Origin of the sequence: Chitinophaga japonensis, from assembly GCF_007830125.1 — a bacterium.
Classification (GTDB): Bacteria; Bacteroidota; Bacteroidia; order Chitinophagales; family Chitinophagaceae; genus Chitinophaga; species Chitinophaga japonensis.
In genome coordinates this window covers 15943-34548 of sequence record NZ_VLLG01000005.1, presented here as the reverse complement: position 1 = coordinate 34548, position 18606 = coordinate 15943, and the positions used below count along the sequence as shown (strand labels likewise).

15 protein-coding genes are annotated in these 18606 nt (G+C 56.0%); 11 read left to right on the top strand and 4 right to left on the bottom strand.

Annotated features, from left to right (window positions below; genetic code table 11):
* Positions 1–14 precede the first annotated feature (14 nt).
* From eutC to LX66_RS21470, 3 genes are all read left to right on the top strand, one after another.
* A complete protein-coding gene (eutC, locus tag LX66_RS21480; protein ID WP_317130588.1) occupies positions 15–791 on the top strand; it encodes an ethanolamine ammonia-lyase subunit EutC in 777 nt (258 codons plus the stop codon).
* A 155-nt stretch (positions 792–946) separates the two neighbouring features.
* A complete protein-coding gene (locus tag LX66_RS21475; protein ID WP_145717443.1) occupies positions 947–1981 on the top strand; it encodes a sialidase family protein in 1035 nt (344 codons plus the stop codon).
* Between the two features lie 132 nt (positions 1982–2113).
* Complete coding sequence (locus tag LX66_RS21470; protein WP_145717441.1) at positions 2114–4546, top strand: ABC transporter permease; 2433 nt, start codon at positions 2114–2116, stop codon at positions 4544–4546.
* Between the two features lie 51 nt (positions 4547–4597).
* On the opposite strand, the gene LX66_RS21465 is transcribed toward LX66_RS21470, so the two are convergent.
* The 3 genes from LX66_RS21465 to LX66_RS21455 form a co-directional block, all read right to left on the bottom strand.
* The gene (locus LX66_RS21465; protein WP_145717439.1) at positions 4598–5572 is read right to left on the bottom strand and encodes a sugar phosphate isomerase/epimerase family protein; all 975 of its coding nucleotides are present in this window, start codon (positions 5570–5572) and stop codon (positions 4598–4600) included.
* Positions 5573–5685: 113 nt separating this feature from the next.
* Positions 5686–6948: an alpha/beta hydrolase family protein gene (locus LX66_RS21460; RefSeq protein ID WP_158642704.1), complete on the bottom strand. Its 1263-nt coding sequence runs from the start codon at positions 6946–6948 to the stop codon at positions 5686–5688.
* A 62-nt stretch (positions 6949–7010) separates the two neighbouring features.
* Entirely contained in the window at positions 7011–8468 is a 1458-nt protein-coding gene (locus tag LX66_RS21455; protein WP_244620479.1) for a M20 family metallopeptidase, read from the bottom strand.
* A gap of 134 nt (positions 8469–8602) precedes the next feature.
* On the opposite strand from LX66_RS21455, the gene LX66_RS21450 reads away from it, so the two are divergent.
* The 7 genes from LX66_RS21450 (at position 8603) to LX66_RS21420 (ending at position 15744) form a co-directional block, all read left to right on the top strand.
* Positions 8603–9985, top strand: a complete 1383-nt coding sequence (locus tag LX66_RS21450) for a glycoside hydrolase family 88 protein (protein ID WP_145717435.1) — start codon at positions 8603–8605, stop codon at positions 9983–9985.
* A complete protein-coding gene (locus LX66_RS21445; protein WP_145717433.1) occupies positions 9982–10815 on the top strand; it encodes a sugar phosphate isomerase/epimerase family protein in 834 nt (277 codons plus the stop codon). The genes LX66_RS21450 and LX66_RS21445 overlap by 4 nt, the downstream gene beginning before the upstream one ends.
* 27 nt (positions 10816–10842) lie before the next feature.
* Positions 10843–12006, top strand: coding sequence for a Gfo/Idh/MocA family protein (locus tag LX66_RS21440; protein WP_244620478.1), 1164 nt, complete (start codon positions 10843–10845; stop codon positions 12004–12006).
* A 49-nt stretch (positions 12007–12055) separates the two neighbouring features.
* Entirely contained in the window at positions 12056–12823 is a 768-nt protein-coding gene (locus LX66_RS21435) for a 3-ketoacyl-ACP reductase (protein WP_145717431.1), read from the top strand.
* A 185-nt stretch (positions 12824–13008) separates the two neighbouring features.
* The gene (locus LX66_RS21430) at positions 13009–14235 is read left to right on the top strand and encodes an MFS transporter (RefSeq protein ID WP_145717429.1); all 1227 of its coding nucleotides are present in this window, start codon (positions 13009–13011) and stop codon (positions 14233–14235) included.
* Between the two features lie 46 nt (positions 14236–14281).
* Positions 14282–15301 (top strand): zinc-binding alcohol dehydrogenase family protein, encoded by a 1020-nt coding sequence (locus LX66_RS21425; RefSeq protein ID WP_145717427.1) that lies wholly within the window; start codon positions 14282–14284, stop codon positions 15299–15301.
* A gap of 32 nt (positions 15302–15333) precedes the next feature.
* Positions 15334–15744: a copper resistance protein NlpE N-terminal domain-containing protein gene (locus tag LX66_RS21420; RefSeq protein WP_145717425.1), complete on the top strand. Its 411-nt coding sequence runs from the start codon at positions 15334–15336 to the stop codon at positions 15742–15744.
* 3 nt (positions 15745–15747) lie between these two features.
* Here LX66_RS21420 and LX66_RS21415 read toward each other — a convergent pair whose 3' ends face one another.
* Complete coding sequence (locus tag LX66_RS21415) at positions 15748–16389, bottom strand: LysE family translocator (protein ID WP_145717423.1); 642 nt, start codon at positions 16387–16389, stop codon at positions 15748–15750.
* A gap of 86 nt (positions 16390–16475) precedes the next feature.
* On the opposite strand from LX66_RS21415, the gene LX66_RS21410 reads away from it, so the two are divergent.
* The gene (locus tag LX66_RS21410; RefSeq protein WP_145717421.1) at positions 16476–18395 is read left to right on the top strand and encodes a 7TM diverse intracellular signaling domain-containing protein; all 1920 of its coding nucleotides are present in this window, start codon (positions 16476–16478) and stop codon (positions 18393–18395) included.
* Positions 18396–18606 lie beyond the last annotated feature (211 nt).

The window sequence follows — 18606 nt, the reverse complement described above, 5'->3', positions numbered from 1 at the left end:
AAGTAAGATGACAGATGTACTGTGACAGCAGGCAAATGGAAACAGACAGCATTATGCAAGATCCCTGGATATCATTAAAAGCGTTTACTACCGCCCGTATTGCCCTGGGTAGAACCGGAACGGCCGTTCCCCTGGAAGAAGTGCTGCGCTTCAGGATGGCGCATGCCCATGCCAGGGATGCCGTTTTTTCCACGATGGATATAAAAGGGCTGACCACACAACTACAGGCTTTGCAGCTACCCGTACTGGTATTGCACAGTCTTGCGGCAGACCGGTATGAATACCTGCAGCGACCGGACAAAGGTCGCCGGCTGGATGATGCCTCCATCGCTACGCTGTCGGCCGCCGGCAGTCAGGCGGGCAGTGACGTAGCGATCGTGATAGCGGACGGTCTGTCCGCTACGGCGGTGAACCGGCACGCGGCGCCCTTGTTGCAGGAGCTGCTGCTCCTGCTGCGCGATGCGGGCTTATCCCTGGCGCCGGCGTGCATGGTGCAGCAGGGGCGGGTAGCCGTAGGCGATGAAGCAGGCGCGCTGTTACAGGCGCGCGTGGTGCTGGTGCTGATCGGTGAACGGCCGGGCCTTAGCTCACCGGACAGCCTGGGTATCTATCTTACCTTTCAGCCCCGCCCGGGCCTGACGGATGAATCGCGCAACTGTATCTCCAACATCCGCCCGGAGGGGTTGTCTTACAAAGCCGCCGCCGGCAAGGCCTTTTACCTGCTGCAGGAATCCCTGCGCCGACAACTGTCCGGCGTGCAGTTGAAGGATAATGAGCGGTTGATAGAATAGAAGAATGTAAAATGTAAAATGATGAATGTAAAATGTAAAAGTTGGAAGATATGTTTCAATGCAGCTTTAGTACCTTCATGGTACCTTGCCGCCAACTTTTACATTTATCATTTAATATTTTACATTTGAAATCTTGCATTTTACATTTGCCTCCCATGAGATACCTGATCTTCCTTTCCATATTCCTCCTGTTACTGGCAACCGCACAGGCACAACAAATAAACGCTACGCTTGTAGAAAGCGAGCTCATACTAAAAGACCCGCCCTTTGCCGCCTGCCATGCCTCTACCATTACCAGCCTGCCCGGCAAGCAACTGATGGCGGCCTGGTTCGGCGGCGCGCACGAAGGTAGTCCCGATGTATGCATCTGGACATCGGTGTACCAGGAGGGGCGGTGGACAGCGCCGCAGCGTGTGGCCGACGGCGTTATTAACGATACGCTGCGCTATCCCTGCTGGAACCCGGTATTGTTCCGCACCCGCGCCGGCCGGCTGTTCCTCTTTTACAAGGTGGGCAAAACACCCCGCGACTGGTGGGGCATGCTGCGCCGCTCCCATAACGACGGCCTTACCTGGTCTGCCCCGGAAAGGCTGCCGGACAGCCTGCTGGGGCCTATAAAAAACAAACCGGTGCAACTGGCGAACGGGGACATCCTCTATCCGTCCAGCACGGAGAGCAAGGATGAAAAGCAATGGCATATCCACCTTGAAAAATCCGATGCGGAGGCGCGCCACTGGCAGTACATACCGGTGGACTGCGATACTTTTGGCGTGATACAGCCCAGCATTCTCTTTTACCCGGGCGACAGCCTGCAACTACTGTGCAGGAGCCGGCAGAACTTCGTGGTACAAACCTGGTCCGCTGACGACGGCGCTACCTGGAGCCCGCTGAGCAAAACGGAACTGCCCAATCCCAATTCCGGCACGGACGCGGTGACCCTGCGCAGCGGCCTGCAGGTGCTGGTATACAATCCCCTGCTGGCAGGAAAGGAATGGTGGGAAGGCCGGAGCAAGCTAAACGTAGCCGTGTCCAGGGACGGCCGGCACTGGCAGGATGTGTACAAGCTGGAAGACGAGCCCAAAGGGGAGTACAGCTATCCCGCCGTGATCCAAAGCCCCGATGGCCTGGTGCATATTACGTATACGGCAGACCGGAAGAATATAAAGCACGTGGTGCTGCGGGTGGAGTAGGAAAGTCCGGTTCCGGACAACATTGTTCATATATGGACAAATATACAGGGGGCAAAACCACGCAAACCGTTCATGTACAATATATTGACGAATTGGTAGCATTCTTGTGATCTCGCTGGAAATTACCGGGATATGTTAAAGAACTATTGCAGGATCGCCTGGCGACATTTATTGAAGCAGAAAATGTATGCCGCCATTAAGATCGGCGGGTTTGCGCTGGGCATTGCTGCCTGCCTGCTGATCTTTTTGTATATCATGCATGAGCTTAGCTACGACCGGCATTATCCCCATGCCGACCGCATTTACCGGGTAATAGGCGTTTATAACGACAAGGGAAATATCCAGAAAGGCAATGACTGGCCGGCGCCGATGGTGACGGCCCTTAAAAACGACTACCCGGAAGTGGAAAAGGCCGGCCGGTACCTGGAAAGCCCGGGCTGGGGAGATGCCGGCGACAGCCAGGTGCGCCGGGCAGGCCAGGCAGAGAATACTTATGAAGAAGGCCTGGTCTATGCCGACCAGGAATTGCTGGATATCCTGCAGCCGCCTTTTATCTACGGCAACCCGGCGCAGGCCCTCGCAGCGCCCCGTACAATCGTAATTACCCGGCGCAAGGCAGAGAAATACTTTCCCGGTGAGAACCCGGTGGGCAAGCTGCTGATCCTGAATAACAAGACGGATAAACCGTACAGGATAGGAGGAGTGATAGCCGATTATCCATCCACTTCCCACTTTCGGTATGATTTTCTGATCACCCTGGAAGGCATTGAATTCTGGCCCGGGGAGCAAACCTCCTGGGGAGCCAGCAATTATACCACCTATGTGCTGTTAAAGCAGGGAACCGCTATTGCAGCGCAGGAAAAGAAAATGTCGGACGGCATTATAAAGAATTACTTTATTCCCGCCATGCAGGAGGCAGGCAATGTAGAAGCCGCCAGCCTGGCGGAAAATGCCAGCCTGGTCCTGCAGCCGGTAACGGATATTCACCTGCGGTCCGCAGATATCCGCGACAGGTTGCATCATGGCGACATACGTCTGGTGTGGCTTTTCGGGGCGGTGGCCGTGTTCATTCTCCTGATAGCCTGTATCAATTTCATTAACCTCGCCACTGCCCGGTCGGCCGGCAGGGCAAAGGAGGTAGGGCTTAGAAAGGCCATAGGGGCGGAACGGACGGGCCTCATCCGCCAGTTCCTCACGGAATCTTTGCTATACAGCTTCCTCTCCTTCGTACTGGGGATCGCGTTAGCCTGGCTGCTGCTGCCTTATTTCAACGCGCTGGCTTCCGGGTCGCTGAGCATCCCCTGGGCCAAATGGTGGTTTGCTCCCGGGATACTTGTTGCGATCGTGATCGTCGGCATTACGGCCGGCCTGTACCCGGCCTTTTACCTTTCCTCGTTCAAGCCGGTACAGGCGCTTAAAGGTGTGCTGGCGCGGGGCGGCAAGGGCGCTGCTACGCGAAGCGTACTGGTCGTATTCCAGTTCACGGCTTCTGTGATCCTGGTCATTGGCACATTGGTCATTTACCGGCAAATGAATTATATGCTGCACAAAAAGCTGGGGTTCAATAAGGAGCAGGTATTGATGATACAGGGCGCCGGCACGCTGGGAGATCGTGCACAGGCATTCAAGCAAGCGCTGTTGCAGGTGCCCGGAGTGGAAAGTGCCACCGTAAGCGGCTACTTTCCCATAGAAGGCACCCGGCGCGACCAGAACCCGTTCTGGAAAGAAGGAATGCGGGAAACAGAAAGCGGCATTGGCGCCCAGAAATGGAGCGTAGATCATGACTACATAAAGACCATGGGCATGAAGATAGTGGCAGGCCGCAATTTTTCTGCAGAAATGCCTACCGATTCCCAGGCCATTATCATTAACCAGGCAATGGCCAGGCAACTGCAGTTGAAAGACCCGGTGGGAAAACGGGTAACCAATTCCTGGCAAACCTGGCCGGTTATTGGCGTGATGGAAGATTTTCATTTCGAGTCCATGAAGCAAACGATCGGGCCGCTTTGCCTGGTGTTGGGCGGCAGCCGGGACAACGTAGCCGTAAAGGTGAGCACCGTCAACCTGCAAACCCTGATAGGCGCGGTAACGGCAGTATGGAAAGACTATGCCCCGCATCAGCCTATCCGCTATACCTTCCTGGACGAAAGTTTTGCCAGGATGTATGCAGACGTGCAGCGAACCGGCCGTATCTTCACCACTTTTTCCATCCTGGCCGTTATTGTGGCCTGCCTGGGATTGCTGGGCCTTTCGGCTTTCATGGCGGAACAGCGTACCAAGGAAATAGGCATACGCAAGGTGTTAGGCGCCAGCGTACAGCACCTGGTAGTGCTGCTATCAAAAGATTTTCTCAAATTAGTGCTGGTGGCCGTTATCCTGGCTGCTCCGCTGGCCTGGTTCGCCATGGGGCAATGGCTGGAGAATTTTGCTTACCGGGCGGATATCCGTTGGGATGTGTTTGTCATGGCTGGCTTGCTGGCGGTAACGATTGCTTTGCTGACGGTCAGCTTCCAGTCCATAAAAGCGGCGCTCATGAATCCTGTGAGATCATTGAGGTCTGAATAAAAAAAAGATGGTAGCCGCCGTTACCCGGCAGTTACCATCTTTTATATGCTGCTACGCCTTCATCAAAGTCCCCTTCACATACGCCGCGCTTTTGCGGATGCTTTCAAAGGGATCGATCGTGATGCGGTCCTGCTCTACAAACAGGTACTGCACGCCGGCAGTTTCCGCGTGGGCGAAGATATCCTTGAAGTCGATGCTGCCGCTGCCTACTTCGGCGAACTTTATTTCACTTTCAATATCCTGTATGCGCACGCCTACCGTATCCGGTACGCTGGCAGTAGCGGTTTTATCCATGTCCTTTACATGCCACATGGGGAAGCGGCCTTTTGCCTTATTGAACAGGTCGTCCGGGTTTTGCCCGCCTTTTACCGCCCAGAACAGGTCCAGCTCAAAGGCTACCAGTGCAGGATCGGTTTCATTCAGCAGGATGTCGTAAGCCGTGCTTTGGCCGTCCGGCAATTTGCGGAATTCCCAGAAGTGGTTGTGGTAGGCCACTTTCAGGTTGGACGCTTTGGCCAGCTCGCCCGCCCGGTTCAGTTGCGTGGCAATGAACTTGTAATCATCCACGGGCACGGGATATTTATCCCACAGGTACAGGGGCGGTATGGGCACGGTAAAGTAGGACTGCCCGGCGGCTGCCGCAATCTCCAGTTGCGCCTTCAGCGCGCTGTCGTTGCCGTTGCCTTTAGTCAGGTAGTCGTTCAGTTGATAGTGCCCGCTGGGGGTGGTCAGGTTGTGTTGTTGCAGTAATGCTTTGAACTCCTGGGTGCTCAGTCCCCAGAAATTGGACGCGGGACCTTCATACGAATAAAAGGTTTCCACCTGTTCATAGCCTGCCTCCGCCACTTTGGCGATGGTGGACCTTACGTCTTTAGCCAGTTCGTCGCGCAGGGTATAGAGCTGTATGCCCAGCTTGCGTGGAATCATGCTTTTCTTTTCGCTGCAGGAGGACAGGCCGATGGGATGGATGGCCAGGCCCGCGGCTACCAGTGCTGCCTGTTGCAGGAATGAGCGTCTCGTTTGCATTACTTTGAGTTTAAAGGTCATTGATTAGGTGGTCAAAATACGAAATGTAAATATTAGTTCCACCATCATTCTGCCTGGAAGCCAGCTAATCCAGTACCTTAACCCGCTTTTCCTTACTGGCAATGATCTCCTGCTTTTGGGTATTCCCGGACAAGGTCAATATAATGGAGCTTCCTGCTGCCGTCAAACAATGGCGCTGCGATGCCCCGTAACGTTTTGTCGAAAAACTCGCGCGTGTAGCGGCAGGTTACCTGTAATACCCGGTAGGCAGCAGCAGTTTCAACACCGTTCTTCGCTTGTAATAAAGGTAAATCGCTAAAACTCATATGACTTGAACTGTCGAAATGAAGCAGCACATGGAAACTGCCTCCCGTGGCAGCTAATGCTGCTTCTTTATTACGGCGAAGGCTATCCACGAGGGCGTTCAGCTCCGTGAGCGTCATGCCCATCGATGCAGCATCAGCCTCGTCGGGTGGAATATTACGAACGCGCTCGAACAATAAAAAAGGCTGTTTCATCCCCACACCATCTGATCTTAAGTAAAAAGGTTGCATCATAGCTACACCATCCTGGTCAGCACAGCTTTTTATGCGCGTATCTAGCTGACAGGCCCGCGCCGCTGCGCGTCCTCCTGCCGAATGCCCCATAGCCCCTACCTTGGCAAGGTCCAGGTGACCGGCAAAGGGAATCCCGGTGTTTTTCATCTTGTTGATTATTACCAGTTGATCCAGTGCAAAACGGATGTCTGCCGCCCACCATTCAATTCGTTTGTTCTCGTAGGCGATATGCTGCTCTTCTGTGCTGCCGGCGGCGCTCCGCTGTTTTGTTTCAAAGGGTGCCTGTCTCCCATCAGCAAAGGAAACAAGCCACGCATCGTAGGCGTGCGAAAGGGCCACTACTATGTATCCGTGGCTTACCAGATCTTCTATTTGCGCCGTATATACTTGTGTGATCATACCCATGCCATGCGAAAAAAAAACTACCGGAGCCAGTCCCACATACGGATCAAAAGCTGCATCTTCAGAAGCATGGGTAAGCACTTTACCCGACCTTACCGCCGTTGCGCCCTGTGTACCGAGCAGTGATTGTAACCCGCTATTTCCAAAAATACGGTTAGCAGCAAGGGTGTCAAGATAGGGAACTGTTACACCGCCGGATTTTTCCGCAGGATACCAAACATCGGCCACGATCCTGCGCATCACATTGTCCGCCGTTAAAATTTCGGTGCGGGAGGTATCTGTCCACTCAAACCGGTGATACCCTATGCTGAACTTGCCTGAAGGCTGTGGCAAGTACTGTGACCATGATCGTTGTGGCCATGATGCTAATATAAACAGCAAGAACACCGGGAAACATATTGATCCGGATCTTTTCATGTTACAGTTCTTATGGTACATAAATGGTTTACCTGAAACCCTGAGCTACCTTACTCCGTTTCCTACTTCCTGTAATTCAGCGCCGGTGGCCGGTCGCCCAGCAGCGCCTTATATTGGAAACCAGGTCCTTTCGCCTGCAGGAATTCCGCCCTGGCCTTTTGGATCAGCGCCGGGTCGGTAAAGAGATCGATGCCGGTCAGCGCGATGGTTTTAGCGGCTACCATCATACCTTTTGCGCCGATGTCCGTACCGCCGGCTGCCACTGCCTGCCAGCTATGTGCCGGCGTGCCGGGCACCCAGGTAGCGGCGCTGAGGCCCATGGTAGGTACGGTCCAGCTCACGTCCGCCACATCGGTAGAGCCGCCGCCGTCACCTGGCCGTTCTGCCTGCAGGGTATCTACGGTACCGGCTTTGCTGATGGGAGGAGGGGTATAGGCAAAGGTGGCTTGTATCTTTTCCCCGAAAGCCTTTTCCCCCGGTGTATAAGGTACGCCGCCCACCTGCTGCAGGTTTTTGTGCATGGCCAGCGCCAGGGTGCGGTTGGGCAGCATATCGTACACGCCGCCGGTGATTTCATATTCCATGGTGGTGCCGGTGCCCAGGGCCGCGCCTTTGGCGGCATTCACCACCCGTTCAAAAACATCGCGCACAATATCCCGGTCACGGTTACGCACATAGTAATATACTTCTGCGAAGTCCGGCACCACGTTGGGGGCCTTGCCGCCGCTCGTGATCACGTAATGGATGCGGGTGGAGGAGGGGATGTGCTCGCGCAGCATATTCACCATATGGTTCATGGCTTCCACGCCATCCAGTGCAGAGCGTCCTTTTTCCGGCGCAGCGGCTGCGTGGGCGGAAAGGCCGTGGAAGCGGAACTTGGCGCTGATGTTGGCCATGGAGCGGCCCAGGCTCACGCCGTTGCGGTCACCGGGGTGCCAGTGCAGCACGGCGTCCACATCGTTGAACAGGCCGGCCCGCACCATGTATACTTTACCGGAGCCGCCTTCTTCCGCCGGGCAGCCATATACTTTTACCGTACCTTTTAGTTTACCGGCTTCGATCAGCTTTTTCAATTCAATGCCCGCCGCCACGGAGGCTGTGCCAAACAGGTGATGCCCGCAGGCATGCCCGGCGCTGGCGCCTTCCCGGGGCTTTTTCTCCGGCACCGCTTGCTGCGAGAGGCCCGGCAGCGCATCGTACTCCGCCAGGATGCCGATCACCGGTTTACCGCTGCCATAGGTGGCTACAAATGCGGTGGGAATGCCGGCCACGCCGGTGTCTACGCTAAATCCGCTGCTGCGGAGGGTTTGTGCCAGCAGGGCCGCGCTTTTGTATTCCTGGTAGCCCACTTCGGCATATTCCCAGATCTGCAGGGCCGTTTGTTTGTAATGATCATACTGCGACTGCAGGTCGCTGATGGCAGTTTGTTTTAAAGCGGCCGTTTGCTTTTGGGCCATTACAGGCAGTGAGCACCATAACAGGTAAGCCATACAGGCAGGGAACAGTTGGTTTTTCTTCATGATCAGCATGTGTTGGGTTTTTACCGGGAAGTATGTGATGATTTAAAATATGGAATTTTGGCCCCTTTTTATAGGGATTCTGCGATTTTTTTCCCATCTTATGTACGAATAGACCCGGAAAAACCCGTCCACGTATGATAAACATCGACCTTTCGCTGCAAACGATTGCACTCAAAAGCAGGCTGGAGCGCTGCTGGCAACTGTCCGCAGAAAAAATAATGCTTATAGAACGGCAGTATGCCCCCTCGCAGGGCGCGCCCGTATTTACACGGGAAGGGCGCTACACCACCCGCGGCTGGACGGAATGGACGCAGGGCTTCCAGTATGGCGCCGCGGTGCTGCAATACGACGCTACCGGTGATGCCGCTTTCCTGGATATGGGAAAACGTAGCACCGTCAGCGTGATGGCTCCTCACATCAGCCATACCGGTGTGCATGACCACGGGTTTAACAACATCAGCACCTACGGCAACCTGCTGCGCCTGATGACGGAGGGTAAAATACCTTTTAATGAATGGGAGCAGCATTTTTACATGCTGGCCCTGAAAATTTCCGGCGCGGTACAGGCGGCCCGCTGGACCCCGTTGCCGGATGGCGGTTTCATGTACTCTTTTAACGGACCGCATTCCCTGTTCGTGGATACCATCCGCTCCTGCCGTATACTGGCAGTGAGCCATGCCCTGGGCCATGTGCTGCAGGGAGAAGGCGACCTGCGCATCAACCTGCTGGCGCGCGCCTTGCAGCATGCCCGCAGCACGGCCGCCTATTCCATCTATTACGGGGAGGGGCGCGACACCTACGATGAATGGGGCCGCACCGCGCATGAATGCATCTTCAATACAAAGGATGGCCGTTTCCGCTCGCCCAACGCGCAGCAGGGCTTTTCCGGGTTCACCACCTGGACCCGCGGGCTGGCCTGGGCCATGTGCGGCTTCAGCGAGCTGCTGGAATTTTTGCCGCTGGCGGATGATGCCACCCTGGATACCCGGGGCGGACGGGAACAGGTGGAGGCCATGCTGCTGAAGGCCGCCACCGCTACCTGCGATTTTTACCTGCAGCATACGCCTGCGGACGGCATTCCCTACTGGGATACCGGCGCTCCGGGCCTGGCGCGCCTGGGTAATTACCTGGACCGCCCGGCCGATCCTTTTAACAAGGAGGAGCCGGTGGACAGCTCCGCTGCGGCCATTGGCGCACAGGGCCTGCTGCGCCTGGGCCACTACCTGCAGCAAAAGGGGGAGCGTGAAAAAGGCGCGCGGTACTGGCAGGCAGGGCTCACCGTTTGCAATACCCTGCTGGCGGAGCCTTACCTGAGCACAGACCCGGCGCACCAGGGACTGCTGCTGCATTCCATTTATCACCGCCCTAACGGCTGGGACTATGTTCCCGCCGGGAGTAACATACCCTATGGCGAGTCCAGCATGTGGGGCGATTACCACCTGCGCGAGCTGGCGTTGTATGTGCAGCGCGTCATGAACGGGGAACCTTATTATGCATTCTTCAATTGCGTACCATGAGCATACAAACGGTAACAGACTTGTCGCGCCTGTGCGTGCACACCATTACTACCCGGCCCTGGGATATTGATACGGCCGTACAGCAGTATGCACAGGCGGGTGTAAAAGGCATTACCGTGTGGCGCGACGCGCTCACGGGCAGGGATATACGGGCCACCGGCCAGATGATACGGGGGCAGGGATTGGAAATCGTGTCCCTGTGCCGGGGCGGTTTTTTCCCGCATACCACCGCTATCGGCCGCCAGAAAGCGATTGACGACAACCTGCTGGCCATTGAGGAAGCCGCCCTGCTGGGTGCGCCCCTGGTAGTGCTGGTATGCGGGGCAGACCCGGCGCAGCCGCTGGAGGAGTCACGCCGGCAGATATACGAAGGGATTGCCGCCGTGCTGCCGCAGGCAAAAGCAGCCGGCGTAAAGCTGGCCATAGAGCCCATGCACCCGGTGTATGCGGATACCCGCTCCGCTATCAATACGCTGGCGCAGGCCAATGACATGGCCGCCGCCTTTAACTCCCCCTGGCTGGGCGTAGCCGTGGATGTATACCATGTATGGTGGGACCCCGCGCTGCAGGAGCAGATCATCCGCTGCGGGAGCAACGGGCACCTGCTGGCCTTCCATATCTGCGACTGGCGCGTGCCCACCCGGCACCTGTTGTACGACCGCGGCATCATGGGAGAAGGCTGCATTCCCATCCGGCAGATACGGGAATGGGTGGAGTCCACCGGCTTTACCGGCTTCCATGAAGTAGAGATATTTTCCGACGAATACTGGGCGCAGGACCAGCACGCCTTCCTGCAGCGTATCCGCGACGCGTACCTGGCGCACGGATGAACTGATGGCTAAAAAAATCCAACGGGTATGCAAGCACCGATCACTATTCACAGAACAGGCATTATTATGAACGGCGTAACCGGCCGCATGGGCACCAACCAGCACCTGCTGCGCTCTATTGCCGCCATCATTGCCGGCGGCGGCGTAAAGGTGAGCGATACGGAATACATCATGCCCGACCCGGTACTGGTAGGCCGCAACGCCGCCAAGCTGCAGCAGTTGGCGCAGCGCACCGGCATTACAAAGTTCACAACAGACCTCGACAGCGTGCTGAACGATGATGCCTATACGATCTATTTTGATGCGCAGACCACCGGCCGCCGCGCCGCCGCCGTAAAGCAGGCGGTAAAGGCGGGCAAGCACATCTACTGTGAAAAGCCGGTGGCCACCAGCACGGAAGCAGCCTTGGAGCTGTATGCGCTGTGCAGGGAGGCCGGTGTAAAGCACGGCGTAGTGCAGGACAAGCTCTGGCTCCCCGGGCTGCTGAAGCTGAAAAGGCTGGTACAGCAAAATTTCTTTGGCCGCATCCTTTCCGTTCGCGGCGAGTTTGGTTACTGGGTGTTTGAAGGGCATACCATTGCACCACAGCGCCCTTCCTGGAACTACCGCAAGGAGGATGACGGCGGCATTATCGTGGATATGCTCTGCCACTGGCGCTATGTGCTGGACAACCTGTTCGGCAATGTAAAGGCGGTATCCTGCCTGGGCGCCACGCACATTCCCGAGCGCATCGATGAACAGGGCAAGCCGTATCAATGCACCGCCGATGATGCGGCCTATGCCACTTTTGAGCTGGAGGGCGGCATCATTGCGCATTTCAATTCATCCTGGGCGGTGCGCGTGCGCCGCGACGACCTGCTGACCATACAGGTAGACGGCACCCAGGGCTCTGCCGTGGCCGGGTTGCGGGATTGCTACATACAGCACTACGGCAACACGCCCAAACCGGTATGGAACCCGGACGTGGAGCAGCCCATCCGCTTTTTTGAGGGCTGGACCAGGGTGCCGGAACAGGAAGCTTATGATAACGCCTTTAAAGTGCAGTGGGAATTGTTCCTGCGCCACGTGGTAAAGAATGATCCCTTTCCCTGGGACCTGAAAGCCGGCGCCAGGGGCGTACAACTGGCAGAAAAGGGCCTGGAAAGCTGGGCCAAACGCTGTTGGGTGGAGGTGCCGGAGCTGGGAGAATAGTGAAGAGCTCACTTTTCGCCTTTCACTTTTCACGTAAAAAAACGCTGCTATGAAAGTTGCTTTAATTACCGGCGGCAGCCGGGGCATAGGACTGGGCATTGCCCGGGAACTGGCCGCCAAAGGTTTTGACCTGGCCATTAACGGCCTGCGTCCCCGGGAGGCGGTGCAGGACGTGATCAGCGAACTGGCGGCCTATAAGCGGCAGGTGCTGTACTGCCAGGCGGATATTGCGGACGGCGAACAGCGCCGGCAACTGCTGCAGGATGTTGCTGCGCATTACGGTTGCCTGCATGTGCTGGTGAACAATGCCGGCGTAGCGCCCAAAGAAAGGAAGGATGTCCTGGAAGCCACGGAAGAAAGCTTTGACCATGTGCTGTCCACCAACCTGAAAGGGCCTTATTTTCTTACGCAGGCAGCCGCCAACTGGATGATCTCGCAGCAGCAGGCAGACCGTGATTTCCGGGGCTGCATTATCAACATCTCTTCCATATCCGCTACCGTGGCTTCCGTGAACCGGGGCGAGTATTGCCTGGCCAAAGCGGCGCTGAGCATGGCCACGCAACTGTTTGCCGTGCGGCTGGGCTCTTATAACATACCCGTGTACGAAGTGCGGCCGGGCATTATTGCCACGGATATGACCGCCGGCGTAAAGGAAAAATACGACCAGTTGATCGCGTCCGGCCTTTGCGTGCAGCCCCGCTGGGGCTTCCCGGAGGATGTAGGCAAAGCGGTGGCGGCCCTGGCCGGCGGCGATTTTCCCTATTCCACCGGCCAGGTGATCATGGTGGATGGAGGATTGAGCCTGCCGCGGCTGTGAGGTAATTGACAATTAAGAATGAATAATTAATAATCGTAGGGCAGGCTTTCGCAGATGCATTGGTGTAACGGTTATTACTATTATTAATTACTTCATTAATTACTACCAGGGCTTCATAGCACGCTTGATCTATATTTAAAGACCTGCATAACGATTCTTAATTATTAATTCTTAATTATTAATTAATGGCTGAAACCCCTGTATTAAAAGAACTCCTCCGGTTGCCGGTCATGGCCGCCGCTTTCGGTTACCTGGTGGATATGTACGACCTCTTCCTGTTCAGCGTGGTGCGGGTGCCCAGCCTGCGCGCCATTGGCGCCAGCGGCGATGAGCTGCTGCGGCACGGGGTGCTGCTGCTGAATATGCAGATGGCCGGCCTGCTGCTGGGCGGTATTGGCTGGGGCATCCTGGGCGACAAGAAAGGCCGTTTGTCCGTATTGTTCGGTTCCATCCTGATCTATTCCCTGGCCAACATGGCTAACGGTTTTGTACAAACGGTGCCGCAGTACGCGGTGTTCCGCTTCATTGCCGGTATCGGCCTGGCCGGCGAGCTGGGAGCAGGCGTCACGCTGGTTACGGAAGTGCTGCCCAAACAGATCCGCGGATACGGTACCACGCTGGTGGCTACGCTGGGTGTAATAGGCGCCATACTCGCCTATTTTGTGGCTGATATTTTTGACTGGCGCATGGCCTATTTCATTGGCGGCGGGCTGGGCCTGTTGCTGCTGGTGATGCGCATGAAAGTGTTTGAATCGCCGGTGTATACGAAAATGAAAAGCATGCCGGTGCAGCGTGGCAACCTGCTGATGCTGCTGAAGCCCCGCCGCTTCCTGAAATACCTGCAATGTATTGCCATCGGGCTGCCCATCTGGTTTGTGGTAGGCATCCTGATCACCTTCTCGCCGGAGTTTGGCCAGGCACTGGACCTGCAGCAGCCGGTAGTGGCCGGCAAGGCGGTGATGCTGGCCTTTGCCGGCCAGGTAGCGGGCGATATTGTGAGCGGCCTTTTGAGCCAGTACACGAAAAGCCGCCGGAAGATCGTGCTGCTTTTCATCCTGCTGTCCTGCCTGTTCATAGGCGGGTACCTGCTGCTGCCGGTAAGGACCACGGGTGCGTTTTACGTGGTGTGCGCGCTGCTGGGGTTCACCAATGGCTACTGGGCGCTGTTCGTTACCGTGGCGGCAGAGCTGTTTGGCGCCAACCTGCGGGCTACCGTGGCCACTACGGTGCCTAATTTTGTGCGCGGCGCCGTTATTCCGCTCACCACGCTGTTCCTGTACCTGCGGCCCGCCTGGGGCCTGGTGTACAGCGCCATGGCGGTGGGCGCGCTCACTGTGCTGCTGGCATTGGCGGCCCTGTACTTCATTGATGAAACATTTACCAAAGACCTGGATTATGTAGAAGCCAATTAGATTAACTTTACCTGTTAAAATCAAATACGAATTTCACGATCACTACATGAAGACACTTATCTGCACTACGCCCGGGCAATTTGCCTACGGAGAGAAAGAAAAACCTGTGCTCAGCAAGGGGCAGGCCATTATTAAGATCAGCCGGATCGGCATCTGCGGCACGGACCTGCACGCCTTTGAAGGCACCCAGCCTTATTTTGAATATCCCCGCATCCTGGGGCATGAGCTGGCCGGCGAGCTGGTGGAAGCGGACGTTGCACCCGGTTTTCAGCAGGGCGAGGCCGTTACTTTTATACCGTACTTCCATTGCGGCGCCTGCATTGCCTGCCGTTCCGGCAAGCCCAATTGCTGCACCAGCCTGAAAGTTTGCGGCGTACATGTGGACGGCGGCATGGTGGAATATCTTTCCGTGCCTGCGCATAGCCTGGTCCACGGGCAGGGGCTTTCTTTCGACGAGCTGGCCCTGGTGGAGCCGCTGGCCATTGGCGCGCATGGCGTGCGCCGGGCAGGCGTGCAGCCGGGAGAGTTTGTGCTGGTGGTGGGCGCCGGTCCCATTGGCCTGGGCATCATGGAGTTTTCCAGGATTGCCGGCGCGCAGGTAATTGCCATGGATATTAACGAGCGCCGCCTGGCCTTTTGCCGGGAGCGCCTGCAGGTGGCGCATACTGTAAATGCAAAGGAGGAGGATGTCACCGCCCGGCTGCTGGAGATCACTAACGGCGATATGCCTACGGTGGTCATAGATGCTACCGGCAGCCAGCAGGCTATCCGCGGCGCCTTCCCCTACATGGCGCATGGCGCGCGTTATGTGCTGGTAGGGCTGCAGAAAGGGGAGATCAGTTTTTCCCACCCGGAATTCCACAAAAGGGAAGCTACGCTGATGAGCAGCCGCAACGCCACCCGCGAGGATTTTGAGCATGTGATCGCCTCCATGAAAAAAGGATGGGTGCAGCCGGCCACCTATATCACCCACCGCGTAACGTTTGACCGCGTAAAAGATGAGTTTGAAAGCTGGCTGGACCCGGCCAACGGGGTAATAAAAGCCATGGTGACCATGGAAGCATAATTTCTGTAGCTTTGCCCGAAAGCGCTGTAAATATGAGAGTATGGTTACTTTTCTGGTCTTGTTTATTCCTTTGGTCGTGTAATGCCCGGCAGTGTGGCGGGAACAAGAAGGACACCGTTACCGATACGCTGACCGTGGCGGAGCAATGGGAGGGGACGGTGCATGCCGTTACCTGCGAGGATATAGAAGTGAAGATATCTTTTATGCGCAAACAGGGAGCAGATACCGGCACCTACCAGATGATACAGCGCTGCAAGGATAACAACAATACCTTCCGGGATGAAGGGGAGTGGTATATCCGCAAGGGAAAGGAGCCGGTGTATGTACTGCACGGCGACAGCGGCGAAGCTACCCGCTACTACAAGGTGAAAGGCTCCCGCCTGGTGGAACTGGACGCGGATGAGCAGGAAGTGGATACCTACTACCTGGAAAGGGTGGAATAACTTTTACTTCTTTTGGGAGGGCTGCACCAGCATGGTCAGTAATCCCAGGAAAATATAGATACCCCCGCTGATATAATGCTGTATAACAAGGTAACGCGGCTGGCGCCTGAGCCAGTCGGACAGGCTGCCGGCTGCTAACGCAAACACGCTGTCCGTAATAGTAGCCAGCATTACAAAGATCACGCCCAGCACTGCCAGTTGCAATGTTACCGCTCCCCGGGCCGGGTTTACGAACTGTGGCAGGAATGCAAAGAAGAAAAGCGCAGTTTTGGGGTTCAGGATATTCACGATCGCGCCCTGCCAGAAAATGGCCCGCAGGGATGGTTGCTTCCTTTCCTGCGCAGCCAGGGGCACTGGCTGCCGCGTGCACACTTTTTTAAGTCCCATCCATATCAGGTAGAAAGCCCCGGCATATTTCAATACCGCAAAAGCCGTAGCGGATGCCAGCAGCAGGGCGGATATCCCTATTGCGGAAGCGCATACATGCACCAGGGTGCCGGTTTCGATACCTGCTACTGAGGCCATACCGGCTTTCCGGCCCTGCTCCGCGCTTTTGGCGATAATGTATAGTACGGCCGGTCCGGGAATGACGAGCAGCAGGAGGGAAGCACCTATAAAAGCCAGGAGGGTATGAAGGTCAAACATCGGTTATATGCGTTAATGAACAGGCTAAATATAGGAAATAGCTGCTAATCTCCTACCTTTAATGCACTAATCAGCGCACACTGCACATGGGGGGCCACTGTTTCACACCTGCTAAAGGATACCGTCTTGTATTATTTTGCTGCCTGGCTGTACTGGCGGCGCTACCCGCCCGGGCGCAGCAGGCGGTAGCTATCAGCGATGAAGTGGAGCAGCATATCTTTACCTATGCGGAGATCGAATGCCTGGAAGATACCGGCGGACAGCTCACCATCGCGGAAGTGAGCAGCCCGCCCTTCAGCCGGCAGTTCAGGCCCAGCACGCAGAGCACCCCGCAGAACCATCACCTGGGCGCCGCTTACTGGTACCGCATTAAAATACGGCACGATCCTGCAGCCAGGAAACATTTCATCCTCGAATACTTTGACCAGACCATCGACGAGATCACCGCTTACCTGCCGGATGGCAGCGGGCAGTACCGGGTAAGGCAGATGGGCGACCGCTATCCCTTTGGGCAGCGCCTGTTCCGCCACAAGAATTTTGAGCTGGAGCTGGACAACAGCCGCGCCGGGGAGCAGGTCTATTATTTCCGGGTGCGCTCCGCCCAGATAGCCGACGTGATCATCGTGCTGCGCTCCGTGCACATGTTCATCGGCTACGCCCTCAGCGAATATTTCTCCTTCGGGATCTTTTACGGCATGATCCTGATCTTCAGCTTCTACAACCTGATCATGTTCCTGGCCGTGCGCCAACGCCAGTACCTGTACTATGTGCTGTACAACCTGAGCGTGGCCCTGTACGAAATGTGCACGGACGGTATTGCCTACCAGTACCTCTGGCCCAACGCCCCGGCCTGGAACCAGTACGCCTTTGCCGTACCGCTGTACTGCATGAGCATTTTTGCCCTGCTCTTTACCCGCCAGTTGCTGCACGTGCGCTCCCGGGCGCCCCTGCTGGACAAGGTGCTCCTGGGCATTATCGCCGCTCGCACGGCCTTCTTCCTGGCCGCACTGCTGCTGGACCGCTCCTGGTTCAACTACAAGTTCATTGAAGTGATCCCGCTGGCGGTGGCCTTTTATACCGGTATCTACATCTGGCGGCGCGGGTACCGGCCGGCCCGTTTCTTTGTGCTGGCCTACAGCTTCCTGTTCCTGGGCTTTATGCTCAAGTTCTTTATTATGCTGGGGTATGACTGGCTCAATTTCGGCGTGGTAAGCTATTACAGCCTGAGCTTCTGTTTTATCCTGGAAATGTTCTTCCTTTCCTTCGCCATCGGCGACAAGGTGCGCCTGCTCAAACGCAAAAAGGACAAGGCCCAGCGGCAGATCATCCGGCAGATGGTGGAGAACGCCCGCCTGAAGGACACTCTAAACCGGGAGCTGGAAAGCCAGGTGCAGGAGCGTACCCGGGAGTTGTCTGAAAAATCGGGGCTGATAGCCCGGCAGAACGAGGAGCTGCAGCAGGCCAACCTGCTGCTGAAGGCCCAGGCAGAGGAAATATCCCGCATGAATACCCTGCTGGAGCAGGACAACCGGCAATTACAGACCAACGTGGAAAAGGTGTCCAGGGCCAGGGTGCTGTCCGCCCCGGTGGACTTCGAGGAATTCAGCAAAATATACCCCGACAAGGAAAGCTGCTTCCGCTTCCTGGCGGAGCTGAAATGGAACCAGGGCTACACCTGCCGCAAATGCGGGCATGACCATTACTTCAGCGGGCACCTGCTGTACAGCCGCCGCTGCGCCAAATGCGGCTACGAAGAGTCCGTAACCGCCAATACCATTTTACAGAACACCCGCATAGATATCAATAAAGCCTTCTACATGATCTTCCTGGTGTATTCCACTAAAGGCAAGATCTCCTCCCACAAGCTCTCCGCGATCCTCAATATCCGGCAAAGCACCTGCTGGTCCTACAGCAGCCGCATCAAAAAAGTGATGGCGGAACGAAAGAAAACCCTCCTGCAATCGGACGAAAAAGGCTGGAGCAAGCTGGTGATGGAATACGATTAAAACTTTTTTCCGGGGTAGTCATCCGTATCAGGTTCGTTGCCGGGCGCTGCGCCTGCCCGGCCGGATACCTTTGATTATCAGGCGTATCACCCGCTTCCGGCTTACGGTAACCAAGCGTATCATTTTTTGTGCAAACATTTAATTATCAACAAGTTACATAAAATATTTTTTGGTAGAAAGCAGAATTTTCGGATAACTTTACGGCAACGAT

Bases quoted from the DNA above. Each gene is read 5' to 3' on its own strand.
- eutC (WP_317130588.1), top strand. From the start codon at position 15: ATGTACTGTGACAGCAGGCAAATGGAAACAGACAGCATTATGCAAGAT.
- LX66_RS21475 (WP_145717443.1), top strand. From the start codon at position 947: ATGAGATACCTGATCTTCCTTTCCATATTCCTCCTGTTACTGGCAACC.
- LX66_RS21470 (WP_145717441.1), top strand. From the start codon at position 2,114: ATGTTAAAGAACTATTGCAGGATCGCCTGGCGACATTTATTGAAGCAG.
- LX66_RS21465 (WP_145717439.1), bottom strand. From the start codon at position 5,572: ATGCAAACGAGACGCTCATTCCTGCAACAGGCAGCACTGGTAGCCGCG.
- LX66_RS21460 (WP_158642704.1), bottom strand. From the start codon at position 6,948: ATGAAAAGATCCGGATCAATATGTTTCCCGGTGTTCTTGCTGTTTATA.
- LX66_RS21455 (WP_244620479.1), bottom strand. From the start codon at position 8,468: ATGAAGAAAAACCAACTGTTCCCTGCCTGTATGGCTTACCTGTTATGG.
- LX66_RS21450 (WP_145717435.1), top strand. From the start codon at position 8,603: ATGATAAACATCGACCTTTCGCTGCAAACGATTGCACTCAAAAGCAGG.
- LX66_RS21445 (WP_145717433.1), top strand. From the start codon at position 9,982: ATGAGCATACAAACGGTAACAGACTTGTCGCGCCTGTGCGTGCACACC.
- LX66_RS21440 (WP_244620478.1), top strand. From the start codon at position 10,843: ATGCAAGCACCGATCACTATTCACAGAACAGGCATTATTATGAACGGC.
- LX66_RS21435 (WP_145717431.1), top strand. From the start codon at position 12,056: ATGAAAGTTGCTTTAATTACCGGCGGCAGCCGGGGCATAGGACTGGGC.
- LX66_RS21430 (WP_145717429.1), top strand. From the start codon at position 13,009: ATGGCTGAAACCCCTGTATTAAAAGAACTCCTCCGGTTGCCGGTCATG.
- LX66_RS21425 (WP_145717427.1), top strand. From the start codon at position 14,282: ATGAAGACACTTATCTGCACTACGCCCGGGCAATTTGCCTACGGAGAG.
- LX66_RS21420 (WP_145717425.1), top strand. From the start codon at position 15,334: ATGAGAGTATGGTTACTTTTCTGGTCTTGTTTATTCCTTTGGTCGTGT.
- LX66_RS21415 (WP_145717423.1), bottom strand. From the start codon at position 16,389: ATGTTTGACCTTCATACCCTCCTGGCTTTTATAGGTGCTTCCCTCCTG.
- LX66_RS21410 (WP_145717421.1), top strand. From the start codon at position 16,476: ATGGGGGGCCACTGTTTCACACCTGCTAAAGGATACCGTCTTGTATTA.